The 26,099-nt window shown below is 62.0% G+C and carries 21 protein-coding genes; 11 read left to right on the top strand and 10 right to left on the bottom strand.

Annotation, left to right across the window (positions count from 1 at the left end):
* Nucleotides 1-4: 4 nt before the first annotated feature.
* Both BSG19_RS02255 and BSG19_RS02250 read right to left on the bottom strand, forming a co-directional pair.
* Nucleotides 5-1,306, bottom strand: a complete 1,302-nt coding sequence (locus BSG19_RS02255; RefSeq protein WP_092984428.1) for an NAD(P)/FAD-dependent oxidoreductase — start codon at nt 1,304-1,306, stop codon at nt 5-7.
* A gap of 216 nt (nt 1,307-1,522) precedes the next feature.
* Nucleotides 1,523-2,881: a L,D-transpeptidase family protein gene (locus tag BSG19_RS02250; protein ID WP_244529095.1), complete on the bottom strand. Its 1,359-nt coding sequence runs from the start codon at nt 2,879-2,881 to the stop codon at nt 1,523-1,525.
* Between the two features lie 229 nt (nt 2,882-3,110).
* Here BSG19_RS02250 and BSG19_RS02245 point away from each other — a divergent pair, with 229 nt between their 5' ends.
* Together BSG19_RS02245 and BSG19_RS02240 are read left to right on the top strand one after the other, a co-directional pair.
* The gene (locus tag BSG19_RS02245) at nt 3,111-3,956 is read left to right on the top strand and encodes a DUF4432 family protein (RefSeq protein WP_092985518.1); all 846 of its coding nucleotides are present in this window, start codon (nt 3,111-3,113) and stop codon (nt 3,954-3,956) included.
* A 76-nt stretch (nt 3,957-4,032) separates the two neighbouring features.
* Nucleotides 4,033-4,374 carry a protein tyrosine phosphatase family protein gene (locus tag BSG19_RS02240; RefSeq protein WP_092984424.1) on the top strand — a complete coding sequence of 114 codons (342 nt, stop codon included), beginning with the start codon at nt 4,033-4,035 and terminating at the stop codon, nt 4,372-4,374.
* A gap of 150 nt (nt 4,375-4,524) precedes the next feature.
* Here the strand turns inward: BSG19_RS02240 and BSG19_RS02235 are convergent, their stop codons facing one another.
* Nucleotides 4,525-5,448 carry an alpha/beta fold hydrolase gene (locus tag BSG19_RS02235; RefSeq protein WP_092984422.1) on the bottom strand — a complete coding sequence of 308 codons (924 nt, stop codon included), beginning with the start codon at nt 5,446-5,448 and terminating at the stop codon, nt 4,525-4,527.
* Between the two features lie 159 nt (nt 5,449-5,607).
* Here BSG19_RS02235 and BSG19_RS02230 point away from each other — a divergent pair, with 159 nt between their 5' ends.
* The 4 genes from BSG19_RS02230 to metF all read left to right on the top strand — a co-directional run bounded on the left by BSG19_RS02230 (nt 5,608) and on the right by metF (nt 10,737).
* Nucleotides 5,608-6,585 carry a ribonuclease T2 family protein gene (locus BSG19_RS02230; RefSeq protein ID WP_092984420.1) on the top strand — a complete coding sequence of 326 codons (978 nt, stop codon included), beginning with the start codon at nt 5,608-5,610 and terminating at the stop codon, nt 6,583-6,585.
* Nucleotides 6,586-6,735: 150 nt separating this feature from the next.
* Nucleotides 6,736-8,385, top strand: coding sequence for an energy-dependent translational throttle protein EttA (gene ettA / locus BSG19_RS02225; RefSeq protein ID WP_092984418.1), 1,650 nt, complete (start codon nt 6,736-6,738; stop codon nt 8,383-8,385).
* Between the two features lie 423 nt (nt 8,386-8,808).
* The gene (locus BSG19_RS02220) at nt 8,809-9,822 is read left to right on the top strand and encodes an ArsR/SmtB family transcription factor (RefSeq protein WP_092984416.1); all 1,014 of its coding nucleotides are present in this window, start codon (nt 8,809-8,811) and stop codon (nt 9,820-9,822) included.
* Complete coding sequence (gene metF, locus BSG19_RS02215) at nt 9,823-10,737, top strand: methylenetetrahydrofolate reductase [NAD(P)H] (protein WP_092984414.1); 915 nt, start codon at nt 9,823-9,825, stop codon at nt 10,735-10,737. It begins immediately after the preceding gene.
* 519 nt (nt 10,738-11,256) lie between these two features.
* Here the strand turns inward: metF and BSG19_RS02210 are convergent.
* Nucleotides 11,257-12,195 carry a DMT family transporter gene (locus tag BSG19_RS02210; protein ID WP_092984412.1) on the bottom strand — a complete coding sequence of 313 codons (939 nt, stop codon included), beginning with the start codon at nt 12,193-12,195 and terminating at the stop codon, nt 11,257-11,259.
* A 263-nt stretch (nt 12,196-12,458) separates the two neighbouring features.
* Here BSG19_RS02210 and BSG19_RS02205 point away from each other — a divergent pair, with 263 nt between their 5' ends.
* Complete coding sequence (locus BSG19_RS02205) at nt 12,459-13,835, top strand: cation:proton antiporter domain-containing protein (protein ID WP_280142391.1); 1,377 nt, start codon at nt 12,459-12,461, stop codon at nt 13,833-13,835.
* 70 nt (nt 13,836-13,905) lie between these two features.
* Here BSG19_RS02205 and BSG19_RS02200 read toward each other — a convergent pair whose 3' ends face one another.
* The 4 genes from BSG19_RS02200 to BSG19_RS02185 form a co-directional block, all read right to left on the bottom strand.
* Complete coding sequence (locus tag BSG19_RS02200; RefSeq protein ID WP_092984410.1) at nt 13,906-15,162, bottom strand: lytic murein transglycosylase; 1,257 nt, start codon at nt 15,160-15,162, stop codon at nt 13,906-13,908.
* A 197-nt stretch (nt 15,163-15,359) separates the two neighbouring features.
* Nucleotides 15,360-16,160, bottom strand: a complete 801-nt coding sequence (locus BSG19_RS02195; protein ID WP_092984408.1) for a glycoside hydrolase family 25 protein — start codon at nt 16,158-16,160, stop codon at nt 15,360-15,362.
* 243 nt (nt 16,161-16,403) lie between these two features.
* Nucleotides 16,404-17,063, bottom strand: coding sequence for a class I SAM-dependent methyltransferase (locus BSG19_RS02190; RefSeq protein WP_170865833.1), 660 nt, complete (start codon nt 17,061-17,063; stop codon nt 16,404-16,406).
* Nucleotides 17,060-18,340: a BtaA family protein gene (locus tag BSG19_RS02185; protein ID WP_092984406.1), complete on the bottom strand. Its 1,281-nt coding sequence runs from the start codon at nt 18,338-18,340 to the stop codon at nt 17,060-17,062. Before BSG19_RS02185 ends, BSG19_RS02190 begins: the two co-directional genes overlap by 4 nt.
* A 322-nt stretch (nt 18,341-18,662) precedes the next feature.
* Between BSG19_RS02185 and BSG19_RS02180 the strand changes: the two genes are divergently transcribed.
* On the top strand, nt 18,663-19,952 hold the full coding sequence (locus BSG19_RS02180) for a putative bifunctional diguanylate cyclase/phosphodiesterase (RefSeq protein ID WP_170865832.1): 1,290 nt from the start codon (nt 18,663-18,665) through the stop codon (nt 19,950-19,952).
* Nucleotides 19,953-20,178: 226 nt separating this feature from the next.
* On the top strand, nt 20,179-21,543 hold the full coding sequence (locus tag BSG19_RS02170) for a serine hydrolase domain-containing protein (protein WP_170865831.1): 1,365 nt from the start codon (nt 20,179-20,181) through the stop codon (nt 21,541-21,543).
* 132 nt (nt 21,544-21,675) lie between these two features.
* Here the strand turns inward: BSG19_RS02170 and BSG19_RS02165 are convergent, their stop codons facing one another.
* Both BSG19_RS02165 and BSG19_RS02155 read right to left on the bottom strand, forming a co-directional pair.
* Nucleotides 21,676-22,725 (bottom strand): lytic transglycosylase domain-containing protein, encoded by a 1,050-nt coding sequence (locus tag BSG19_RS02165; RefSeq protein ID WP_092984398.1) that lies wholly within the window; start codon nt 22,723-22,725, stop codon nt 21,676-21,678.
* Nucleotides 22,726-23,005: 280 nt separating this feature from the next.
* Nucleotides 23,006-24,220, bottom strand: a complete 1,215-nt coding sequence (locus BSG19_RS02155) for a pyrophosphate--fructose-6-phosphate 1-phosphotransferase (protein ID WP_092984394.1) — start codon at nt 24,218-24,220, stop codon at nt 23,006-23,008.
* A gap of 335 nt (nt 24,221-24,555) precedes the next feature.
* On the opposite strand from BSG19_RS02155, the gene BSG19_RS02150 reads away from it, so the two are divergent.
* Together BSG19_RS02150 and BSG19_RS02145 are read left to right on the top strand one after the other, a co-directional pair.
* Entirely contained in the window at nt 24,556-25,263 is a 708-nt protein-coding gene (locus BSG19_RS02150) for a J domain-containing protein (protein WP_092984392.1), read from the top strand.
* Nucleotides 25,260-26,024, top strand: coding sequence for an N-acetylmuramoyl-L-alanine amidase (locus BSG19_RS02145; protein ID WP_092984390.1), 765 nt, complete (start codon nt 25,260-25,262; stop codon nt 26,022-26,024). Before BSG19_RS02150 ends, BSG19_RS02145 begins: the two co-directional genes overlap by 4 nt.
* Nucleotides 26,025-26,099: the final 75 nt, after the last annotated feature.

The raw sequence follows: 26,099 nt of genomic DNA, 5'->3' as shown, positions 1-26,099 counted from the left end.
ATTCTCAGAAGCGGCGGTCGATCAGGTGCTTTGCCTGCGCGCCGACATGGTAGAATGCAGACTTGACCGTCCGCAACGGGTCGGGTGCGAGTGGCGTTTCATCAAGCGGCATCGCGTGGGTGCCACCGGTGATGTGATGAGCGAGCGCCCGGCCGAAGACCGTGCCGGGCGCGATGCCCCGGCCGTTATAGCCGCTGACCGAGAGAACATCCGGCGCGACGGTGTGCAGGCGGGGCAGGGCATTGGTGGTCATGCCGATGCGGCCGTCCCACCAATATTCGAAGTCGATGTTGCCCAGTTGTGGAAACAGAGCCGCCAGAGAGCGTTTGGCGAAGGCGCGGTGTGTACCGGTCGCCAAGGCATCGAGACGCCCGATGCTGCCGAAGATCAGCCGGTTCTGCTGGTCCATGCGGAACGAGGTCATGACCATGCCCGTGTCCCAGCAACCCTGCCGATCCGGCAGGATCGTGGCCGCGACATTGGCGGAAAGTGCCTTCGTGGCGAACTGGAAATAGGGAAGGATCGTCAGTTCGGTCGTCGGCGCGCTCCATGGCATGCCATCGATCAGCGTGCCGTACGCATTGGTGGCGAGCACCACCTTCGGTGCGCTTACGCTGCCCGATGGCGTCTTCAAGAACCAATCGCCTCCTTGGCGTGTCGCCCCCGTCAGCGGCGTCTCGGTGAAGAGGCGCACTCCTGCTTTGACAGCCGCGTGCGCCAGTCCCCGCGCATAGGCCAGGGGCTGGATCGTACCGGCACGTCGATCGAGAAGGCCGCCTGCAAAACCCTCGGCACCCGTCATTTGGCGCGCGCGGTCCGCATCGAGCACCTCCACCGGCGCGCCGAAGCCTGCCCATTGTGCCTGCCGGTCCGTAATGTCTGCAAGCCCCTCGGCCCCCACAGCCATATGCAGCGTGCCGTTGCGAACAGCTTCGCACCGGATCTCGTGCCGTTCGATCAGATCGAAGACAAGGGCCGGGCCATCGCCAAGCGCGTGCAACAAGCGCTCGCCGGGCTCCTTGCCGAGCGAAGCGATGAGGTCGGCCGGCTTCGTCCACATGCCGGCATTGACGAGACCGACATTTCGCCCCGAGCCGCCGAAGCCGATCATGCGCGCTTCGACGAGGACGACCTTCACACCCTGTTCGGCAAGATGCAGCGCTGCCGAAAGACCGGTGAAACCACCGCCGATAACGGCGACATCTGCTGTGATATCGCCCTGCAAGGCCGTGGTTTGGGGTGCAGGCGGCGCAGTCGCATGCCAGAGGTTCGGCCCAATCTTGTAATGCGCGCTTTTATTCGCCATGCCGCAATCCTTGTCGCGTTTTCAGGTCTTTGACCGGAGGGATAACCGATCTTGCGGGCACTGCGTCATGACAATAGCGGATGAGGTGATGAGCCGGCGCGATCCTCATCAGGAGCGGGGCAAGGTTCATCGCAAGGCTTTGCCTCTAAAGGCACCCACCGGATGTTCCCGACCATCCGGTTTTCCCCGGCGTGAGGGCGGCGAAGCGTCAGCGGCTTATTCGAGAAACTCCACCGTCGTGCCGACGCTGACCATCTTGGCCAGTTCCGTCGCATCCCAGTTGGTCAGTCGCACGCAGCCGTGGCTCTGTGTCTTGCCGATCTTCGACGGCTCCGGCGTGCCGTGAATGCCGTAGGTGGGCTTCGAAAGTGCGATCCAGACCGTGCCGACAGGGCCGTTGGGGCCGGGCTGAAGGGTCAGAACCTTGTCGTTCTCGCCCTGCTTGAAATTGATCTTCGGGTTGTAGGTATAACCGGGATTGAGGGCGATCCGGTCAACCTGCACGGTGCCTGAGGGCGATGGTGTGTCCGAGGAGCCGATCGTCGCCGGATAGGCGGCAATGAGCGCGCCCGCCTCGTCATAGGCGAACACCTGCTTGCGTGCCTTGTCCGCGACCACGCGCGTCACCTTGCCGGTCTTCGGTTCGCCGGGATTGATGACCTTGATGATCGTCCCGGGAATCGTGAAATCGACACCGGGATTGAGTTCCCGCAGGTAGGCTTCGTCCATATGGAATCGCTCGCCCAGCATTTCCGCCGTCGAGGTGAAAGACATGTGCGGAAGCAGCGCCTTGTGGGCGTAATCTTCCGGAATCTGCGCAACATAGGGGCCCGCCGCGTCGGCCGCCGTGATGGTGTAAGTGGTAATCGCGAGCCCGCCGCTCAGCCGCAGACGTTCCAGCGTGTCTTCCGTGTTGTTCGGATCGAGCGTTTCGCCCGTCGCCTGCTGCCACGCCTCGATGGCTTTGGTGACGTTCGAGCCATTCTTCCCGTCGATCACACCGGGCGAGAAGCCTTCACGATCGAGGAAGACCTGCAATGCGGTGATTTCCGCGCTGGACTTGCGCGTGATCGCCGCCGCGCGGGGCAGGGTAGTGCCCTGCGAGGCTGCCGGCTGTTCGGGCGGCAATGCGGCCAGGTCGTTTTCGTCCTGTGGAGCCTCCTGGTCAGCGGTCGGAAGATCGCCGCGCTCGACGCCCGGGGGTACAAAATTGCGGTAATCCGGAACCCCGCTCGCGCCACCACGCTGTCGAATATACGGGCGCTCTCCGTAGGCTTCGTTGCCGAACGTCCCTTCTCCGGAAGGCTGCCCACCGAAAGCTTCGTCGCCATAGGGTGCCGCGCCGTAAGGATCCGGCGGCGGGCGGCGTCTCCCCTCGTTTGCGGCGCGTGATCCCATGACCGTCGCAACGATGTTGCCCCAATTATCCACCAGGACCGTGCGGCCGCGCGCATCGCGCATCACCCGAACCTCGCCATTCTCAGGCACATAATCCAGGATATCGCCCTGCGGCGTCACCAGAACCTGATCCGGCGACAGTGCAATGCGCGACTGTGCCGCAGCCGGTGTGGACACCGGTATGAGACCAGCCGCCACAAGGGCGGCGACAAGGAAAGAAGGGATACGTCTCGGAGCGATCGTCACGACATGAACCTGTTGATGGGCGGGCCGACCCGCGAGCTACAAGCGGAATTGGACGTTAATATGAAAAGACTGAATTCAACGTTAAAGAACTGCTAACCATATGCCGGCCAAGGCGGCCATCCGCAAGAGCGACGCCTTGGGCTTTCTGAAAGGTGACGACATGCGCATAGACGGAAGCCATGACGGCAAAATCGTGACGCTGCTCCTCGATCCCGCATCGGCACTGGATGTCGCGGCGCTCGTGATCGATGGCATCGACCTCTCGCCGGGCGACGCCATCCCCTCCGACGGCGATCCGCGCATCGATCATGCGCTGAAGGGCTTTCTCTTTACCTGCGGTCCTGACCATATCCGGCATCCCGAGCCCATCGTGGCCGGCGGACATTATCCGTTGCACGGCTCCCTGTCCGGCACGCGCGTTCCGGCTGAAACACTGACGGCGAACGAGCATGCATGCGATGCAAGCCTCGATATCCGTCTCGCGGACGGGGGTGTCGCGCGGTTGACGCGCCGGTGGTCGATGGTGGAGGGTGCCGTTCATCTCGAAGACAGGATCGAAAACGTCGGCGACACGCCGTTCCCGCCGATGTGGATGTATCATCTCAACATCGCTGGACGGTTCTTCGATGACAGCACGCGCATCCAGGGTGAGATGCTCCCGAACGGATCGAATGGCTGGCGATTCGGCGAGGGCGAGAGCGCGCATATGTTGTTTCCCGCGGTCACTCAGGATGGCTGGGCAAGCGTCGAGATCGGTCCGTTTCCTGCGCTTCAACATCGTACCCTCCGGGTCCGGTTCAGAACCGACAGCCTGCCATTCCTCCAGATCTGGCGTTGCCAGCGCGGCAAGGCCGACGTGGTCAGTATCGAGCCGGCTTCGCACAGGATCGCCCGGCGTTCTGCCCTGTCCGAAAGCGGCGAACTCTCGCTGCTTTCGCCGGGCGAGGCGATCGTCTACGAACTGATGTTCGGCTTTCTCGATGGAGCTTCGGCCCCCAGGGCATGATTGACGTGTGGCGCAAAGGCGTCCTACATCGTCGTGAGCGAAGGTTGCGGCACGCCGCGCGCCGAGGAGAACTTGCATGGACGACATCCGCCCGATCAACGATGAATACTCCGTAACCGGCCAGATCACGGCCGCCGATCTCGACCAGATCAAGGCGCTGGGCTTCAAGTCGATCGTCTGCCACCGGCCCGATCACGAGCAGCCCGGCCAGCCGGATTTCGCCGAGATCGAACAGCGCGCTCATGCGCTCGGCATCGAGACGATGCACATCCCCGTTGGCCCTGCCGGCGTTACCGCCGATGCCGTCCACAAGATGGTCGATGCGCTCGATACGTTTCAACGCCCGATGCTGGGGTATTGCCGTTCCGGCGCGCGCTCGACCGCGGTGTATCAGCAGACGCAGCATATTCGCGGCTAGAGACCGTACGTTACGGATGACGCAGCGGGGTTGCTCTACCTTTTTGACCTGCAGCTTATGTCATCTGAAGCCTGTTCCGGCTTCACGAGTTATGCTGCAAGCAAGGGGCTCTCTCGCCCCGAAGCACGACGGCGCGCTCCATCGACTTTTCTAAACGAGAGTTCGGCACCAGGTCGAAAAGCCATCGATAGCTTTTTCCCGGATCGTATCGTTCAGCGTCTCGTGCCGCGCATGTGGATAGATCGTCGTCGTGACCTTGCGCAGGCCCGCCGTTTTCATCCGGGCTTGCAGCCACAGCATTGCCTCGCCGTTTTCGGTGGCCGGGTCTTCTCCGCCGCCGACGAGGTTGATCGGCATGTCAGGCGGCAGCCGGCCGAGGCGGTCGGGTCGGGCGCCTGCATAGCTCATGCGAAACAGATCGATCCAGAGTGACACCGTCACATCGAACCCGCAGAGCGGGTCGGCGATGTAGCGGTCGACCGATGCCGGGTCATGCGAGAGCCAGTCCAGATCGGTTCGGCGCGCCGGGATCGAGCGTGCCCAAGCTCCGAACGAGAGGTTGCTCACGAGCGGGCTCGGAACATCCGAGCCCTTCAGCATGCGCTCGACCGCCAGCAAGCCTTGTCCGAATCGACCGGCGAGGCCGGGGTTGAAATTGGCGTTCCACACCGCAAGCGCGTCGTAGATCCCGGGTTCTGCTGCCGCCGCATTCAATGCGATCAACCCGCCCATCGAGTGCCCGAAGAGAATGACGGGCAAGCCGGGATGCCGTGAAACCGCGTGATGTCTGACGGCGGCAACGTCCGCCAGAACCGCCGTGATCCCGTTATGAGGCGCAAACCTCGCCTGTAACTGCGCGGGGCTTCGCGTTGCGCCGTGCCCGCGATGATCATGCGCATAGACCGTAAAGCCGCCCGCCGCCATCGCCACGGCAAAGTCATGGTACCGCCGAGCATGCTCTGCCAGACCATGGTTGATCAAAAGGATGCCGCGCATCTCAGCGCTTGCGGGCATGTGGTAAAGCGCAAGATCCGCACCGGACGGACTTGCGAGCCGACTCTCCTCGAATGCCATAGCCTCATCTCCCAAGTCGTCCCCGATGACCACTATTCCGGTCCGATCGGGATGCTGTCAATGTGAGAATTTGCTGAAAAATCGCCGGCAGATACGAATCTCACTTGCGGTATTCCTGTTTTAGTCCTTTATTGATCACGCTTTGTTCTGGAGATCGAGATGATGGCAGCTTACATGGAAATGATGATCGGCATTGTGAAGCGCTGGCTGGGCGGCTGGTATCCGGCGTTGTCGTCCTGCGTCTTCATCCTGGCGACGTGCAGCGTATTTGATGTACAGGCCGCAGAGGTGGACGTTCCTCGATCGCCGATCGAGCAGAGGGTGCCTCACCCTGCCGAAGGCACAACTGCCGTTGGACCATCCGGAGAGCTGCCTGTTTCGCAGACGCTCGATGCACCGCCGCGGGCGACGGGGAAAACCGGCTTTGTTCTCGGTCTCAGCTGGCTACCGGCGTTCTGCGAAACGAAGGGGAAGCGGCCTGAGTGCGTGGGGCAAAATGCCGAGCGTGCGGATGCGAAGCAGTTGACACTTGCGGGGCTCCGGCCGGTCCGCAACAGCTTCTGCAAGGTCTCCGAAACGTTGCAGGCCGAGGATCGCAAGCGCGACTGGATGGCACTGCCGGCCGTGCCATTGTCGGCGGATGTCGCCAGACAACTGTCCGTCTCGATGCCGGGTACGGCCTCTGGCCTTGACCGCCATACATGGCTGCGAAGCGGGAGTTGTCAGGTCCTCGATCCCGACGCGTATTTCTCCCTGCAGATCCGCTTGCTGGAAGCTGTCAACACATCGGCAGTCGGCGCGCTGTTTCGGAGCCGGATCGGCAGCCGACTGAGCGAAGACGAGGTCAAGGCAGCCTTCGACCGGAGCTTTGCCGCCGGAGCAGGGGATCGCATTCGCCTGCAGTGCCGTCAGGTCGGCGACCGCATGCTGGTCACCGGCCTGACAATCGGTCTCTCTGCGACGATGGAGGCAACGTCGGATCTTGCCACTTTGATCCATGCTGCAGCGCCGGTCCGCTCTCGCTGCGGCGGCGGCGTGGTCGATGCGGCGGGCCGGCTTCGCCCGGAACGCTCGGCCCTTGCCGGGCAAACGCCACCCAGAACGGATGGCGAAGCGAAGGTGGTCGATGTTCGCTAGCGAAGGCGTTGGCCCCGATGTGAAGGTTGCGGCGCGTATGCGTTTCTAAAGAGTGTCCGGGCGGAAATGACGGCTTGCATCATTGCTCCCCCGGCGCAATTCGCCTACATAGCGGGCCAAATTCCAATTCCCGCGGAGCATTGATCGAGCATGGCGCGTCAATTTATTTATCACATGGCCGGGCTGAACAAGGCCTACGGCACCAAGAAGGTCCTCGAGAACGTTCATCTCTCGTTCTACCCTGATGCAAAGATCGGTATTCTCGGCCCGAATGGTGCCGGTAAGTCGACCGTCCTGCGCATCATGGCAGGCCTCGACAAGGAGTATACCGGCGAGGCGTGGCTGGCCGAAGGTGCAACGCTCGGCTACCTGCCGCAGGAGCCGCATCTCAATGCCGAGAAGGACGTGCTCGGCAACGTCATGGAAGGCGTGGCGCATAAGACAGCCGTGCTCGAGCGTTACAACGAACTGATGATGAACTACTCGGACGAGACGGCCGATGAAGGTGCGCGTCTGCAGGACGTCATCGACAGCCAGAATCTCTGGGATCTCGATAGTCAGGTTGAAATGGCGATGGATGCGCTGCGCTGCCCGCCGGCAGATGCCGACGTCACGGCGCTGTCGGGGGGTGAGCGTCGTCGCGTGGCGCTCTGCAAGCTTCTTCTGTCCCAGCCGGACCTTCTGCTCCTCGACGAACCGACCAACCATCTGGACGCCGAGACGATTGCCTGGCTCGAAAAGCACCTGCGGGAATACCCGGGCGCCGTCATGATGATCACCCACGATCGCTACTTCCTCGACAATGTCACGGGCTGGATTCTGGAACTCGACCGCGGCCGGGGCATTCCGTACGAAGGCAATTACTCCGCCTACCTCCAGTCGAAGGCGAAGCGTCTTGCCCAGGAAGGCCGCGAGGATGTGGCCAAGCAGAAGGCCCTGTCGCGCGAACAGGAATGGATCGCATCCAGCCCCCGCGCTCGTCAGGCCAAGTCGAAGGCCCGTATCCGGGCTTATGACGAGTTGGTGGAAGCAGCGGAAAACCGGAAGCCCGGTGAAGCGCAGATCGTCATCCCCGTGGGCGAACGACTGGGCCAGGTGGTTATCGAAGCGGAGAACCTCTCCAAGAGCTACGGCGACCGCCTGCTGATCGACAATCTCACATTCAAGCTCCCTCCGGGCGGCATCGTCGGCGTGATCGGCCCGAACGGTGCCGGCAAGACCACGCTGTTCCGCATGATCACGGGACAGGAAACACCGGACACCGGCAAGATCACCGTCGGTGAGACGGTCGATCTAGGCTATGTCGACCAGAGCCGCGACTCGCTGGGAGGCGACAAAACCGTCTGGGAGGAAATTTCCGGCGGCAACGACATCATCAAGCTCGGCAAGTACGACATGAACAGCCGGGCCTATTGCGGCGCGTTCAACTTCAAGGGCGGTGACCAGCAGCAGAAGGTGGGCTCGCTCTCGGGCGGTCAGCGCAACCGTGTGCATCTCGCCAAGATGCTGAAGGACGGCGGCAACGTCATCCTCCTCGACGAACCGACCAACGACCTGGATACCGAAACGCTCTCGGCTCTTGAAGAGGCGCTGGAAGCATTCGCAGGCTGCGCCGTGATCATCAGCCACGACCGCATGTTCCTCGACCGGCTTGCCACGCACATCCTCGCCTTCGAAGGCGACAGCCATGTCGAATGGTTCGAGGGCAACTTCGAGGATTACGAGAAGGACAAGGTCCGCCGTCTCGGCCCGGAATCGGTCAATCCGCGCCGCGTTACCTACAAGCGTCTGACGCGTTAAGCGTCGGTCTCGCAAGCATCGCTTGGGCGTGCCGTTTAATTCGAACGGCGCGCCCGATGTTGCATCTGGTGTGATGCAAGCCGCATTCAGGTTACTTGCGCGCTATCTTCGGCATGATCTCATGCTAAATCGGTTCGGTTTGAGAATGAGTCATTCGGTATTCTCACAGCCGACATCGAATAGACGTCGCGTGAAGAGATACGACGGCATGGACCGGCGGCATTCAGTAAAGGCTGTCGTGACCTCCGAAGTTTTCTAACCGCGCTTTTCCTGTTTTCCGCATCCCTCTTTCGCAAATTGGTTCGTACCTTCGGTATCGGTGACCTATCGCCCGACCCGATCAGGCGGCGTTAAAGCTGTGTTTCCGCTTGCAGCCCCGTCACAAATCACATAAAGATATCTTTATGTGTTGATGGGAAGAGCATGCTGAACGAAACCGGATTGCGGCTGGACGAAGTGGTGGATGTGCTGAAGGCGGCGGGGGAGCCGACGCGCCTGAGGTTGCTCGCCCTCTTGGCGGCCGGGGACCTGACGGTGACCGACCTGACCGAGATTCTGGGGCAGTCGCAGCCTCGCATATCCCGCCATCTGAAGCTCTTGACGGAAGCCGCTCTGATTGATCGGTATCAGGAAGGTGCCTGGGCCTATTTCCGGCTTCGAGGGCAAGGGCAGAACGTTGCACTGGTGCGCCGGATCCTGGATGCGGCGGATGGCGATGATGCCGTTCTCGCTCGTGACAGCGAGCGACTGACAGCGCTGAAGCAGGCTCGATCCGATCGCGCGCAGGCCTATTTCAGCCGCAACGCCGCCGAGTGGGATGCCATGCGACGGTTTCATGTCAGCGAGGCGGAGGTCGAAGAGGCATTGGTTGCAGCCGTCGGGCCGGAGCCTGTCGAGAGCCTTCTCGATCTGGGAACGGGAACCGGGCGCATCCTCCAGCTCTTTCAGGGGCTCTACCAGACGGCCACGGGCGTGGACGCTAGCCGGGATATGCTGGCGGTCGCGCGTGCCAACCTCGATCGTACCGGTGTCTCCACGGCTTCGGTGCGGCACGGCGATATCTTCAACCTGCCGCTCGATGGACGACAATTCGATCTGGTGACGATCCATCAGGTTCTCCACTTTCTCGAGGCGCCGGAAGCAGCGATCGAGGAAGCGGCGCGCCTGCTCACGCCGGGCGGACGTCTGGCGATCGTCGATCTCGCGCCTCACGCCCTTGAGCATCTCCGTCAGGATCACGCGCATCTGCGTCTCGGTTTTTCGCACCAGGTGATGGGGGAATGGTTGGATGCCGCCGGTCTTTCGGTCCAGCGCGTCATCGATCTCTCGCCGAAGGCGGCGCAGGATACTCCGCTCACCGTTACCATCTGGATCGCGGGCAAGCCCGTCGATTCCTCTGCCGACCAGACCCGACGTCTTGCTTCAGGAGCCCGCTGAATGTCCACCCGCACGCTTTATCCGGCCGAGCGCGGCGATCTGCGCCTCTCCTTCGAATATTTTCCGCCCAAATCCGATGAAATGGATGCGCAGCTAACCCGGACGGCCGCGGCGCTGAACGCCTATGCGCCCGAGTTCGTTAGCGTCACCTATGGCGCAGGCGGCTCCACCAAGGCGCGTTCGCTGACCACGGTTCGACGCCTTATCGATGATTGTGCGATACCCGGCACCGCGGCCCATCTCACCTGCGTCGGCGCGACGCGGGCCGACGTGGATGCCGTGGTGGAGGAGTTCGCAGCGGCTGGCGTCCGACATTTCGTGGCGCTCCGCGGCGATCCGCAGGGCGGCATCGGTGCGCAGTATCAGCCTTTTCCGGATGGATATGAAAATGCGGCAGCTCTCGTTGCGTCGCTTGCCCGCAGCGGCCGGTTCCAGATTTCGGTTTCCGCCTACCCGGAGAAACACCCGGAGAGTTTGGATGTCGATGCCGATATCGATATGCTCAAGCGCAAGGTCGACAATGGCGCGACACGGGCTTTGACCCAGTTTTTCTTCGACAACAATGACTTCGAGCGATATCTCGAGCGCGTTCGCAAGGCCGGGATTTCGATCCCCGTCGTTCCCGGCATCCTGCCGATCAACCAGTTCGCTCAGGTGGCGAAATTCTCCGGTCTTTGCGGCGCGCGTATTCCCGAAGCTTTGTCAGCCCGGCTCGCCCATCTCGATGACGCTCCGGAAGAGCGATTCAAGGAGGCGACCCATATCGCGGCCGAGCAGATCGTCGATCTCGCGCGTCGCGGTGTTCGGGATTTCCACCTCTACACGATGAACCGCTCACCGCTGATCATGGCCGTTTGCGATCTCGTAGGCTTCAAGCGCACGCAGGAGCCTGCCGTCGAAGGCGCTGCTGCCTGAGAAGGTAGCGTCATGAGGCGAAGCAGCGGAGAGAGTCTTTCGCGCGAGATCTACGAGACGTACAAAAGCCCTCGAAGGTTCATTTCGAGGGCTTTTGCATGCCAGATCAGGGAGACGATATTCTCCCGTCTCACGCTGAGAGCTTCCCGTCAGCCTCCATCCTCAAGGCATCGGGGTGATCATCTCCTCCTAGATGAAGAGCATCATCGCAACGAATGCGAACGAGGCACCTATCATGAGAACATTCACGGACCGTGCGATTCCCATTCAACCCTCCAAGCGTTAACGCGTGAAACATAGGTTGAAAATGCCACACCTCCAAGGAAATCTTGTGCTGCAATGCGGCGGCCTGCACTGGTTCGGAAGCTCAGGGTCCCTTATGTCTTTGTATTTCCTGATCTACTTCCGATTAACAGATTATTTTTAGATGTTAACAACCGCTCGTGCTGACCCCCTATTGTTAACGTCTGCGGCCGAAATGCGACAGTTCGCGTGTCGAACGACAGGAATGCGTGATGTCTAGCGGGACCGGTTCCTCGCCAGCAAGCGCCCGTCCAGCACGATCAGTCCGGCTGCGATCAGCGTCATTCCGCCGACATCCGTTGCGTCGAGACGCTCGCCGAGGAACACGAGACCGAAGAGAAGGGCACTTGGCGGCACCAGCAGCGTAACGAGCGAGGTATTCGTCGCGCCGGCCCGCGCCATGATCCGGAAGAACAGAATGTAGCCGTAAGCCGTGGACACAAGCGCCAGCGCGAGGACGGCGAGGACCGTCGTCAGTGGCGGCATCGTCAGTGTCCATGGGTGATCCGACAGCAGCGATACCGGAAGCATGATCAGGCTTGAGGCCGTCAATTGGCCAGCGGCGGTCACCGGCGGCGCGAGTGCGCGAAAACGGCGACCATAGATGCCCGCAAAGCCATAGCTGATCGCAGCACCGAGCGGCAGGATCAGCGCCCAGAGCGGGATGCCGGCGGATGTCGCGCCGAGATGACCAAGAGCGCTCGGGCCGATCAGGAAGATCGTCCCGGCAAGGCCGAGCGCTGTGCCACCCAGTTTCCGCGGGCTCAGCTTTTCGTCCTCGGTCAGGACATGCGCGATCAGTACGGTCCAGATCGGCGTCGTTGCGTTGAGGATGGAGGCGAGCCCGGCGCCGATCTGTGTCTGCCCGAGGAAGATGAGGCTGTGTGGAATTGCGTTGTTGATGAGCCCGAGGACAAGAAAGGCACGCCACCGCGCGGCCAACTGGGCGTAGATGTCGAACCGGCCATGGACGAACAGATGCAGTGCCACGGCAGCAATCGAGACGCGCAGGAACACCAGCGTGAAGGCGGGGACATGCTGAACCGCGATCCGGCCAAAAAAGAACGATGCGCCCCAGATAAGCCCGAGCAGCGCCAGAAGGCTCCAGGTCAGCGGCGTCATCCGCGTTTCCACCGGCGTCATTGCAGTCGTCATGTTGGGCCCCCGCCTGTTTCACCGGGTGACTGCGCAATCGCACCCGGCACATGCTGGGCTGTATCGTATTTGCCATCGCGTCATCCACCCGATTCTTGCACCCCGCAGGTCATTCGCCCACGGGAACGCCATCCCGGCTGAGCGCTCCCACGCCGACAAGGGTTGACCTGGGCGGTTCCATGCCGATCATGGCGGCACGTTCGCGTCCATCGCCGCATCGGTGAGAAAGCGCGTTTCGGTGCGCATGAAGAGGGAGACGAACGCTGCAGCCATCATCCGCCGCACAGACGGCCGCAGAGGCGGCAGGGCATGGGCAGGATCTCGTCGCGATCGCGCTGGTCATCGCGGTGGCCGCTCTCATGGGGCTCGGCTTCCTGAGATTGCGCCAGCCACCGCTTGTCGGATTCATCCTGGCCGGGGTTGCCCTGGGGCCGACCGGCTTCGGATTCATTGCCGATAGCGCCAATGTGACGCTGCTGGCGGAGATGGGCGTGATCGTGCTCCTGTTCTTCATTGGCATGGAGCTGTCCATTCGCGCCTTCATCCTCAGCCTGCGGCAGGCCCTGCTGGTTGCCGGCGGGCAGATCGGTGTTTCCGTCGGGGTGGCGCTGCTGATTGCGGCAATCTCTGGCAAGCCGTTAGCCGAAGGGCTTATTCTGGGTTTTGTGGTGGCGTTGTCCTCCACCGTTGTCGCGATGAAAATGCTCGACGATCGCGGCGCGTTGCGCAGCGAGACCGGCCGGATTGCCGTCGGCGTGCTGATTGCTCAGGATATCGCGGTCGTGCCCATGCTCATTCTCGTGACCAGCCTTGGTGGCGCAGATAGCGGCGAGATCGGCGTGTTGCAGATTGCGGTCAAGATGCTTCTGGCGATCGGGCTGCTCGGCGGCTTGCTCTGGTGGCTGGGGCGGCGGGGGAAGCTGCGGCTGCCGTTCAGCGAAGCCATCGAGGACAAGGTTGAAATCCTCGCGCTCGGCGCACTTGCCGTCTGCTTCTCTGCGGCGGCGCTCTCCGGCATTGCGGGCATGTCGCCAGCCTATGGCGCTTTTCTCGCGGGTATCGTCATCGGCAACTCCACGCTCCGGTCGCGCGTCATTCCCGTCATCGAACCGATCCAGAGTGTCCTTCTCGTCGCCTTCTTTCTCTCGATCGGGCTTCTGATCGACCTCACCTTCATGGCGGAACATCTGTTTCTGGTGTTGTCTCTCGCCATCGTGGTCATCGCGGCGAAGACGGTGCTGAACATCGCCCTCCTGCGCCGCACGGGATCGCCGCCGCAAGTGGCGCTGGTCGCGGGGCTCTCCATGTCGCAGATCGGCGAGTTCTCGTTCGTGCTCGCGGCTGCGGGGCTATCGGCGGGGGCGCTGGATCTCGACGCTTATCGCATTGCCATCGCTGTGACGGCCCTCTCTTTGCTGGTGTCCCCGCTCTGGGTTTCGATCATGCATCGGCTGGATGGCCTCGCTGCGGAACATCGTGAAAGTTACCGCCACGCTTTTGCCATTGCCTATGCCAGGGAGCTTGCCGAGGTGTCGCGTGGCGGAGCCGCGTTGCTCGGGATCGGGCGGGCCCTGCGCGTCCGATATCGGGCGCTGCGGCTTGCCCGGCAGCACCGGCGCGAGCGAGCCGACGGGGAGTGATCGCAGAACATGAAACGCCGCGGTCGTTTTCGACGCGCGGCGTTTTCGGTCTTCTCGTCAGTGGGATGGCTTATGGCAGGGCGTCCAGGACGGCCTGCGTTGCCCAGCCATCGGCAGGAATGCCAAGGCGCAACTGTTCGCGTTGCAGAGCGGCGCGGGTGCCGGAGCCGAGAATGCCGTCGATCTTGCCGACATCATGGCCGATGGCGTCGAGCTTCGTCTGCAATACCTTCATCTGCTCGTCGTTCAGTCCCTGTTCCGGGTTGCGTGCGTCGTAAGGCGGCGCGCCGGCAAGGCGTGTGGCGAAGTAGGCGGCTGAGGTCGTGTAGATGAACGACTGGTTCCATTCGAGATAGATGTTGAAGTTCGGATAGGTCATGAACGCCACGCCCTTGCGGCCCTGCGGAATGACGACCGAGGCGGCGAGATCGCCGAACTTCGTGTTGCCGTCGCGTGGCTTGACGCCAAGCGCGAACCACTGTCCAGCCGTCATGCCCGGCTGCAGGCCGGTCTTCTCCCAGGGCAGGTTTTCAGGCAGCAAAACTTCCTGAATCCAGGGCTGTCCGGCGGTGTAGCCAAGGCTCTTGATGAACTTCGCGGCCGTCAGGATGGCGTCCGGCGAGCTGTCCTTCAGGTTGACGTGGCCGTCGCCGTCGCCGTCGACGCCCTGCGCGATGATGTCTTCCGGCAGCATCTGGACCTGGCCGATTTCGCCGGCCCAGGCACCCGTCGTCGTGGCGGGGTCGAGGTCACCGTGCTGGACCATCTCGATGGCGGAGATCAGCTGCGGGCGAAACATCTCGGGACGGCGGCAGTCATGCGCGAGCGTGACGAGTGCGTTGCGGGTGTTGAAGTTGCCCTGAACGGCGCCGAAGTCGGTTTCCATCGCCCAGAAGGCGGTAATGACAGGCGCCGGCACGCCGTACTCCTGCTCGGCGCGGGCGAAGACGCTTGCAAACTCTTTCATCTTCTTGGCGCCGATGTCCAGCCGTGCCTTGCTGACGGTGCGATTGGAAAACTCGGCGAAGGTCTGCTTGAAGACGCCCTGCGCGCGGTCGCGGCCAAGCACCTTTTCGTCGATGACGGCACCGGCGAGCGCGCGATCGACGACGTCGGCCGGAATGCCCTTGGCCACGGCTTCCGTCTTCACGCCGCTGAGAAAGGCAGAGAGATCGCCACCGCAAGGTGCTGCCGGCGCCGTGCTCGCCGGGGCCTGCGCAGGCGTCGCCGTCTGTGCCGATGCCGCTCCCGAAACGGCAGCGGATGACATGAGGGCGAGCAAGCTGGCGGTAACGAGGCGGGACGAGAGCAGGCGTGTTCGAAGCATAGCGGGTCCTTCAAGAGAGTTCAGGCAAGAGGGTTCTGGCAAGACGGTTCAGGCAAGACGTTTCGGGCAATATCACGTCAAACAGATGGCCGCCGGTCGGTGGACCGGCGGCATCAGGCCGCTCTCACACGGCAATAGGGCGGAATGAAGAAGCGGGGAGCATGAAAACGGGCGCTGGCTGCGGAACAGCAGCGCCTTTAGTTGCCGGCCACCTGTTTTGGCTCGGAAACCGCTTTCACCCATTTGCGCCAGTTCTTTTCCGAACCTGCAAAGACGTTGATGTCGGTATTTCCGGAAATGCCGGGGATCTGGCCGGTGCTGGTATATTGCCAGAATGCCCAGCGACGGTCCTTGTAGATCTCGACCGGATGCTTGGCGACGGAGCGGACCCAGAAGTGATGCTCGTTGAACTGTCCGACAAGGTTGTCGCGATGGAAATCGACCGAGGTATAGATGATCGGGCGTTTGCCGTAATAGGCCTCGAGCCGGTCCATGAAGCGCTTCATTTCGCTCTGCACGGTCAGCGGCGAGGGGCGATAGCGGCAGGTCTTGGATTCGCCGTTCCACTCCACATCCAGCACGGGCGGCAGATGAACGGCGCTTCTTGGTACGTTGCGGATGAACCAGTCTGCCTGCTCATCGGCCGTCGAGCAGAAGTAATAGAAGTGATAGGGTGCGTAGGCGATGCCGGCTGCGCGCGCCTTCGGCCAGTATTCCGAGAAGCGGGTATCGACAACGTCCTTGCCTTCGGTCGCCTTGATGAAGGCGAAGGAAACGCCCGACTGCTTCACAGCTGCCCAGTCGATGTCGCCCTGCCACTTGGAAACATCGATACCGTGGATGCTGTGGTGTTGTGGAGTCCGGTCGCCGAAATCCTGCGGGTCCTTGTCCTGGAAGCGCGGTGGTATGGATGCCGTCTGCACCAGATCATAATCAGTGGACGTGCACGCGGAAAGAAGCGTGACAATCGGCAAAAGAGCGAGGAGCAGCCGGCGCATGGAGTTCCCGTTCGTTGATGATGGAACGTTGTGCCTCACCCGTGACTGCCCATTTGTGCCGACCCCCCGGAGACATTGAACCCCATGTTCATCATATCAACGTAAAAATTGGGTTAGTTTCAAGCCCTGATCGTAGCATAGCGTTCGTGGCTTGTGTCAGACGGCCCAGTCGCGCGGCTCTATCTGTCGTGTTCGCCTGTTCTCGGGCACGTTCCGCGTCGGCACAGGCTATCTGAAACGAGGTTACGGACGTCGGCAGACGAGAAGCCAAGCATAGCCCCGGCCGAGGGTTGTCGTCTCTAAAGTCATGCCGCGCTCGTGGGCCTTCGCCGTGGCGACAGTCATGAGTTGCGCCCGCGGCGTGACGTGAAAGCGCGTGAGCCAGGCCGTCAGGATGCGGCGCGCGATGGGCGGCAAGCCTTCCTGCTGGCCGAAATCCGCAATATGCAAGGTGCCGCCCGGCGCAAGCGCGTCAAGCGCGGTATCGATGGCCTTGTCCCAGTCGGGGATCATCGACAGGGCGTAGGAGATGACGATGCGGTCGAAGCCGTCCACACCGAAGGCGCGCGCGTTGAAATCCGTGGCATCGGCCGTCTTCAGGATGGCATTGCGACCCGCGAGCGCCTTCTCGGCCGAGATCAGCATTTCCGCCGAAATATCGAGGCCATAGAGCTTTGCACGGGGATAGCGCCTGGCGATCAGCGCCAGATTCCGTCCGGTGCCGCAACCCACTTCCAGTACGCGCGAACCGCTCCCCGCTCCGAGGCCGTCGATGAGCGTGTCCCGGCCGAAGAGGTAGTACTTCCGGGTGACATCATAGATGTGACGCTGGGTGCGGTACATCCGGTCCATACGACCGGCGTGCTCTCGGTCGGAAACGATGGCCTCGGGCATGCGGCTCATGCCTGCCTGCGGTAGATGTGAAAGCCGCCATAGATTGCGGAACGATCCTTGACGTTCAGGGCTCCGGATTTCGCGCGGTCATAGTGCCAGTGTGCGAGCAGGTTTTCCGACACGCGGCCTTCGAGAATGCTGCGCTCGGCAGCGGTGCGGAAGATGACGACGGCGCCGGGAGCGGCCGTGCGGGTGATCTCCGACCAGAGGTCGTCGAGCTGCTGGTCCGTCATCCAGTCCTGCGCATCGAGAAGAACATAGCGATCCACAGCGCCCGGCTGCTTGCGCGCGAGGAGGTCGGTAAAGCTTTCGTGATGAACGTGCACCCGCTCCGCATTGTCGCGAATCGCCTCGTAGGCTTCCGGCTGAAGGTGCAGAGGCAGCATGCCTTCATGGGGCAGGGGATAGCGACGGCCAAAGGCCTGCCACGCGAAATAGTTGTGGCGAAGCGGGAAGTGGCAGACGAGCTTTTCCAGCCGGTGGCGAAGCACCGGTGCCAGCGTCTTCTCGGTGCTGAGACTTGCCAGTTCGTCGAACTGCTGCGGCGGGATACCAAGACCGAAGAGGGAGCTTTTGCGCCCGGTCAGCCAGCGGATGACCGGGCGTTCGAACAGAGGCGCAAGGCGCTGATCGAAAAACTGGCGTTGCTCGCGAAGGGAGCGGGTCGCGACAAGCTCGGCCGGATCGACGCCATGGGCGCGCGCCAGCATGTGGCTGAGCCAGATAAAGCGCCCGAGCAGTCCCGTGCGATAGAGATTTGCATTGAAAACGGAGATGCGCCGGCGGCCATTGAGCTTGCGGCTTTCCCAGTAGCTGCGCGTGGACGCATCGAGATGCGGCGCGATGAACCGGTCGTAGGCGGCGACGTTGGAGCTCAGCTCTTCGCGGGCGAGGAAGCGGACGAGGTCGCTATGGGCGGGGAGGTGGCGGAAGGCGGCAAGCTTCAGCCGGTTCAGCGCCACATGATGCCTGTTCAGATCCACGACATCGATGCGCTCCGGCGTGGCGGAGAGGTAGGCGAGCATGTTGCAACCGCCGGAACCGATGGTGACGATGTGGTGCTCCGGGCGGATCTCCATCGCCTCCATATCCACAGCGGGGTCTTCCCAGATCTGCGGATAGACGAGGCCAGAGAAGAGAAGTCCGAACAGACGCTCCGACAGGCCGGAGGCTGTCAGCGGCTGGTGCTGTATCAGCGCCTTGCGAAGCTTCTGGTTCTTGCGCCCCTTTGGCGCATCCGCAACGCGCGGGGAGGATACGAGATCGATGGGCGCAAGATCGGTCATGGTTAACAGCCGTTCGTTGAAGATGCGATGCTTCTAGGACGCTAGCGCAACACTTTCGTGACGCGGGCTGTGGACCCCCGGTTTGCCGTTTACCAAACCTTCAAAGTCTGCTTGGCAGGCCGCTCGGGATCAACCAAAAGTATAACTTGGCATGTCTTTCCGTCCTTCAGTTGGCTGAGGAGGGCATGGCGCCCCGCGGAGCAGGTGATTCCTTGTCGGAAAGAGCATGATGTTGACGTGGCTGAAAAAGAGACGATTCGGGTACAGGAGCTCGAATGACACGAACGGTGACCGCGAGACGCGGGCACAACCGATCGTGCCGATGCTGCACATCGATCATCTCACCGGCATCTACAACCGGTTCGCGCTCGAACATGACCTGACGGCGCTCCTGAACCGTCCGCAGAGTGAAGGGCGGGGCGCACTTCTCCTGATCGACCTCGACCGGTTCAAGTTCGTCAACGACGCGATGGACCATGCGGCTGGCGATGAGGTTCTGATCTCGATCGCAAGGCGTCTTGCCAGTGTGCTGACGGGCGTCGGGACGATCTACCGGCTGGGCGCGGACGAATTCGCGGTTCACGTTGCGGGATCACCGTCGCGTGGCAAGATCGAGGATATCTGCGCAACGATCAAGACCATTCTGAGCACCCCTTTCGTGCTCTCTGCCGGTGAGGTCTGGATCGGCGGGAGCATCGGCATTGCCGTGCCGACTCCCAACGACCTGTCCATGTCGGCGTTGTTGCGCCGGGCGGATCTCGCCGTGATGAAGGCCAAACAGACGGCCGGCAACAGTCATGTCTTCTACGAAGCCGGGATGTCGGCCGAGGCATCGGCCCGATCCGAATTGGAATACGATCTCTCGCGGGCGCTCGACCGGAACGAGTTCTTCCTGGAGTACCAGCCGATCGTCTGCTCTGAAACGCGCATGATCAAGGCTTTCGAGGCGCTGATCCGCTGGCGGCACCCGCAGAAGGGCATCATTGCGCCGGATCAGTTCATCTCCATCGCGGAGACGACGGGTCTCATTATGCCGATCGGTAATTGGGTCGTTCGCACGGCCTGCGACGAGGCGAAGCGCTGGCCTTCGCCGATCGGGGTTGCTGTCAATGTCGCCGGCGATCAGTTCCGCGACCCGACCTTCCTGCCCTATGTCCGGGATTGTTTGCGCCGGTCGGGTCTCGCACCCGAGCGCCTGACAATCGAAGTCACCGAATCGATCTTCTCGGTCGATCCTGCCGTCATCGCCGACAGCCTGATGGAACTGCGTGCGGAGGGCGTGAAGATCGCGCTGGACGATTTCGGCATCGGCTTTTCCTCGATCAACAACCTGCGCCGCTTCCCTCTCGATCATTTGAAGATTGATCGCTCCTTTACCGAGGCGATGCTGGGCAGCAAGCGGGATGCGGAGCTTGTGGATATCATCCTGAGGCTTGGCACCACTTTCGATGTTTCCACGACGATCGAGGGCGTGGAGACGGAGCGGCAACTCGAGTATGCGCGCTCGCGCGGGGCGAATGCCATTCAGGGTTTTCTCATCTCGCGGCCTGTGGCGGCAGGCGACGTGTCGGCCATTCTCGACCGCAACCGCGTGCACGGCGCGAAGACCTGAGCGGGCGACCGCAGGTCTTGCGGGTTGCGTTCACCCCTTCGAAACGGCCATAGTGGGCGCGGCGTCGGCTTGGACGCGGCTTCGTCCGGCCGCCTTGCTTTCGCCCGCGCACGTGCATGCCTTTCTCTCCAGCAGGGCATGACGTCGTGGCAGCTTCATTCGCTGCAAGGCCTGTTTTCCTGCCGCATCGGCCGGCTGCGGGCCTGCAGTCATGCGGAACCGGATCATGCGCAGACGCACGTTTCTCATGTCGATGGCCGGTGGGCTGTTCACGGTTGTGGCCGGAGTCGGGACCTGGCTGACGGTTGCCCCTCCCGACCTCCTCAGACTCGGCGACAGCTACGCGGCAAAGATGGTCTGTTCCAGCCTGTTCGTTGCCGGCCGCAATGCATCGGAGGTTCTCGCCGATGATGTTCAGGCGCCCGGCCATCCCTTGCTCCGCTTCATTCGCGTATCCGTGGACGAGCAGCGCAAGACGGTGACGGCGCGGATGTTCGGCTTTGCCGCGCCGGGCCATGCGATCTTCCGCGACGGTCTCGGCTGCTCGAACGTGACCGACGGTGCTTTCGCAGCCTTCCCCGGCAACCGGTCGCTGCGCCGTCGTGGCGTGGAGCCTGATACGACGCAACCCTGGCCGGATGGCGGTGCTCTCGTGGCGAATGCCGGCGTTCAGGCCTTGATCGAGGACGACCAGCGGGCGGGGCCCGGTTTGCGTGGCCTCGTCGTCATCAAGGATGGTCGGATCATCGCCGAGCGCTATGGACGCGGCTTCTATGTCTCCACACCGCTTCTCGGCTGGTCCATGACTAAAACGGTGACGGCCGCCTTGATCGGTCTTCGGGTTCGGGATGGGCAGATGGCGCTCGATAAATCCGACCTCCTGCCGCAATGGCGGAACGACGAGCGAAGCCGGATCACATTGTCGGACCTGCTCGGCATGCAGAGCGGCCTTGGCTTCAACGAGAGCTACGGTAGCGTGACGGATGCTACACGCATGCTTTTCCTTGAAAACGATATGGCGGCCTATGCCGCGTCGAAAACGCTCGATACGGCACCGGGCACGCAGTTTTCCTATTCCAGCGGGACATCCGTCATCCTGTCGCGCCTGTGGATGAATTCGTTCGCCAGCCCCCGCGAGGCGCTGACGTTTCCGCGTGCCGCCCTGTTCCGGCCACTCGGCATGAGCAGCGCTATTCTTGAGCCCGACGCTCACGGCACCTTTGTCGGATCATCCTATATGTATGCAACGGCGCGGGACTGGGGGCGGTTCGCGCTTTTCCTGTTGCAGGATGGCGTATGGAACGACGAGCAGATCCTTCCGCCGGACTATGTCCGCCTGATGCGGACAGCGACGCCAGCCTCCAACGGCCGGTTCGGCTCCGGGCAGGTGTGGATGAAGACCGGGCAGGAGGCTCTGGGGTTTCCAAGCGATGCCTACTGGATGCGAGGGCATGACGGGCAGTCGATCCTGCTGGTTCCCTCGATGAAGCTCGCCGTGGTCAGGCTGGGCCTGACGCCGCGCCAGTCAGGATATGACGACAGCGTGCTCCATCGGGATATCATCGCCGCGCTGGCAGAGCCGCAGCCCTGACGGGGATTGAGCGTCCGTGGTAACGGAGAGGTGGCTGGCGGCGCAGTATAAGGCGCTAACGCTCCCGCGTCGTTCCTATGACAAGACTTCGTTGCGTCTTCTCATCGTGAGAGCACTTATCCGTCGTATGCCTTATCGCATACCGAGGGTGTCGAGGAGGCCCTTGCGCTTGGCGTGGTAGTAATAGCCGCTGGCATAGAGCTTGACGGCATTGTCGTTCTGGTTTTCAGCAACGACCCAGGCACCGCGCAGATATTGTGTCGCATATTTCAGATTGGTTTCCGCATCGAACAGACCTTCCGGCGGACCACTGTAACCAAGGCCCTTGGCCGTGTTGTAGCGGATCTGCATCAGGCCGTAATTGCCGTTGTGGTAGGCGCGCGGATTGTATGTGCTTTCGCGGCGGACGACGCGATGGACCAGATCCTCGGGGACGCCGTTCAGCTTGGCGTAGTGGGTGATCAGCTTGTCGAGTTCGGGACGCGAACTCGTCGGTTTGTCGCGGCCGAGGATAGCGCTGGCTGCCGATTCCATTTTGGAATAAGCGACGGAAATCAGTTGCGGCTTGGCGGCGGGAACGATCATGCGTTTTGCCACCAGCGTTTCAAGGCCGACCGGCTCGCCCGTGTCGAAGTCCGACTCCATGGCGCCGGCGCTAGCGATCGTCGGCTTTACCGAGACTTTTTGCACGTTGATCATTGCGTTCGCGTTTTCCGGCAGGGCGTCGGTCGCGGTGCTGGCGAGAAGCGGGTTGGCCGCATTCACGGACGTCGTCGTCCTGGACGGAGCGATCGATGCGACTTCGGTGCTGGCAAGCGCGTTCACGCTCGAAGGTGTGCCTGGCGCGGTCTTTGCGGCCTCAGCCGAAGCCGTGGCCACCGGTGCTGCGGCAGTGCCGGGTGTGGTCGAAGCCTGGCTTGTCGAAGAAGCGGTTGTCGCAGACGTTCCGGCCGTCTGGGCGGCAAGGGCGGCTGCGGCCGTAGTGGCGGCACCATCCGGCGTCGGAAGGGCGTAGGCCGTCATTTCCGTTCCGGGCTTGGCAAGCGGCGTGACCGTCTGCGCTGCCATCAACTGCTCCATCGGAGTGCGCTCAACGCTCGAGCATCCCGCCATCAAGGTCGCCGAGATCAGTGCGCATGCCGTAAGAGATTGTTTATGAACGGAAAGACGTGAAACTGCCATGCTGTCGCTTTCGTGCTTTGTGGCCCCGTAGCCTTACCAGTGCTGCAGCCAAAAGCCGCCATGTCGTGCCCGTCATTAACCTATATGAAGACGGGTCGCAAGCGAGGGCGGGAAATGGGGGGTGGCGACGCCCTTCTCCACAGGTGCGGAAGCCCGGAAATGCAGGCGCCGAAGCTCTCGTTTTTCGAGCTTCGGCGCCACGTTTTTCAGTCCAGCGGCACCGGGAAACGCATGGCTGGACATCGATCGATCGATCGCCACACTCCCGGCGTCCCGGGTGTCAGTGCGCCGCTTTCCAGCTCTGGCCGATCGCATCCATCACGTCGCCGAACCATGGGGTGGCGGTGTTGAAATGCTTGCCGCCGCGAATACGCGGGAACTCGATCGTGCGCAGCTTGCCGCCATGATCCTCGTCATGGCCGGTAACACCCGAGACCTTGTCGAGGGCGCTCTGGACCGCAAGATCCACCATGCCCTGTATGAGACGCAGATCGTCGATGTTGGCGGGTGCCGAGCGGGCATAGTAACCCGATTTCTGCACCATGGCGCGCTGTGCGCCGAGGAGGTCTGCGAACTGCTTGGAGAACCAGTTGCCGACATTGATGGTGTCGAGCTTGACGTGGCCGAAGGCGTCGCGCTTCACGGTTTCACCTGCAGCTTCGCGTTCGGCAACGATCGCATCCATGCAGGCACCTTCGCTGACGAACAGAGTGACATAGCCGGTCTTTGCCATCACGGCGCGCAGGCGCTCGGCTTCGGCCTGCAGGTCGAAGGCCGTTTCGGGGAGATAGAGGCCATCGATAGTCTTGAGGTCCTTGTTCATCATGAAGCCATCGACGAACTCGGTCTTTTCCACCGTCTGCATGTAGGCGCGTGCCGTGGCGGCCGTCAGCCAGCCGCAGTGGCGGCCCATGACTTCGTGAACGATCAGCGTCTTGGGAGCCGCGCTCTGTTCGTTGCTGACGTTGTCGAAGAACTTCGCGCCGTATTCGGCAGCGGTCCAGGCGCCGAGCGACTGGCGGATCGGCACGACGTCGTTATCGACGGTCTTCGGCAGGCCGACGACGGTGAGGTCATAGCCGTTGGCGCCGAGATAGGCGGCAAGGTCGGCGGCCGTCGTGTTGGTGTCATCGCCGCCGATCGTGTGGAGAATCGTCACGCCGTCGGAGGCAAGGCGCTCGGCTGCGACACGCAGCGGGTTCTCACCCTCCTTGACGAGACCGCGCTTGACGCAGTCGGCGGCGTTGGTGAGCTTGACGCGGCTGTTGCCGATGGGCGAGCCACCGTAGCGATGCAGAAGCCCTGCCTTTTCGCGCATCTGCGGCGTGATTTCGATCCGGTCGGCAAGAAGCAGACCATGATAGCCGGAGCGATAGGCCATAAGTTCGATATCGGGCGCGATATCGGTGTAGCGCTCGATCAATCCGCCTACGGCAGACGACAGGCACGGAGCGAGACCGCCCGCCGTGAGCATTGCGACTTTCTGCTTGGCCATGATTCCTCCTCGGGATGATGCCATTCATCGGGTTCCGCACCTGTCCTAGCCCAGATCCCCTACAAGTAAAATGACATGAACCGCACGGCTGCCGAGCGCACAGCGCAAATTGAAGCCATAAAGTAGTGAGGGCCATCACAAAATTGTCATTCGCGGCCTTCCTCGTCTTGCAATCGGCAACGACATCTGATCAGACTTTAGCTCCTCGCGGAACACGACCGAAGATGTCCGTGGTTCCGATGCAACAAATCGCACGCGCGATGCTTTCGTCCTGACATCACCGCCGGACAAAACGGGCCTGACGGACAGGCCGGCCAAACGGAAAGAAAACTCTCATGTCGATCTGGGATCGCCTCATCGGAATCGTGACATCGACCGGCAATGCGCTGTCGGGTCTCGTCGAAGCGATCCGGACGCTGTTCGAGGGTGACCCCGAGACGCGTCGCAAGGTTGCCTTTTCCGTCGCCATGATCGCTCTGTCGGCCAAGATGGCGAAGGCTGATGGCGTGGTGACGGAAGCCGAAGTGTCGGCATTTCGCCAGATCTTCAAGTTCCCGGAGGATCAGGCTCAGAACGTGGCCCGGCTCTACAATCTCGCCCGCCAGGATGTGGCGGGATATGAGGCCTATGCAGAGAAGCTTTCTGGGCTCTGCGTTTCCGGGGAAGCCAACTGCCCTGTGCTGGAGGACATCGTCGACGGGCTGTTCCATATCGCCAAGTCCGATGGCGCCTTGCATGAGAAGGAGCTCGCCTTCCTGCGCCGCGTCGCCGAAATCTTCGGAATGGACGAGGTGAAATTCGAGACGATTCTCTCGCGGCACGCCTATCTCGAAGGCGTGGATCCCTATGCGCTGCTCGGCGTTTCGCGCAAGGACGATTTCTCGACCATCCGCAGGCGCTACCGCGTGCTCGTCTCCGAGCATCACCCGGACCTTCTTGTGGCACGCGGCGTTCCGGCCGAGCAGCATGCCACCGCCAACGACCGGATGGCGGCGTTCAATGCAGCTTATGCAGCGATCGAACGGGAACGTCGCGCGGCATGAGCCTTCCTGTTTGCGATTTCCCCAAGGCGCGGTTCGTTGCTTCGCCCAATCATAACGAGCGGCTGGGCGTTTCCGGTCCTGATATGATCATCCTCCACTATACCGGCATGCCGACGGCGGCCGGTGCGCTGGATTGGCTGTGTCGCGAGGAAAGCCAGGTCTCCAGCCACTACTTCGTGCACGAGGATGGTCGGGTGGATCAACTCGTGGCGGAGGATCGCCGTGCGTGGCACGCTGGCAAGAGCGTGTGGAAGAACGAGACGGACATCAATTCCCGCTCGATCGGCATCGAGATCGCCAATGCCGGCCATCCCGGCGGCTTGCCCGATTACCCATTGGTTCAGATCGCGGCAGTCGCCGAACTGTGTCAGTTTTGTGTCGAGCGCTGGTCCATCGCCCCGGAAAGGGTGCTTGCGCACAGCGATATCGCACCTGTACGCAAGGTCGATCCGGGGGAAAATTTCCCCTGGAAGAACTTGTATGAAAACGGTGTTGGTCACTGGGTCGAGCCGACGCCTGTCGGTGGCGGGCGCTACTTCCAGCGGGGCGATAAGGGGCAGCCGGTCGAGGCGGTGCAGAGCATGCTCTCGCTCTACGGCTATGGCCTTGAGGTGACTGGAGAATTCTGCGAGAAGACCCACGGCGTCGTGGAGGCCTTCCAGCGGCATTTCCGCCCGAGCCAAATCGATGGCATCGCCGATATTTCGACGCTCGACACGCTGCACAGGCTGCTCGGTTCGTTGCCGCAATTCACCCGCTGAGAAGACCGGTCGCATTTGCCGTTCCGCAGCAAATTGCTGCATCGCCATATCATGACCATGTTCCACACGGATTTT

Origin of the sequence: Rhizobium sp. NFR03 (assembly GCF_900111275.1) — a bacterium.
GTDB lineage: Bacteria > Pseudomonadota > Alphaproteobacteria > Rhizobiales > Rhizobiaceae > Ferranicluibacter.
This window is presented reverse-complemented; position numbering and strand designations above follow the sequence as displayed.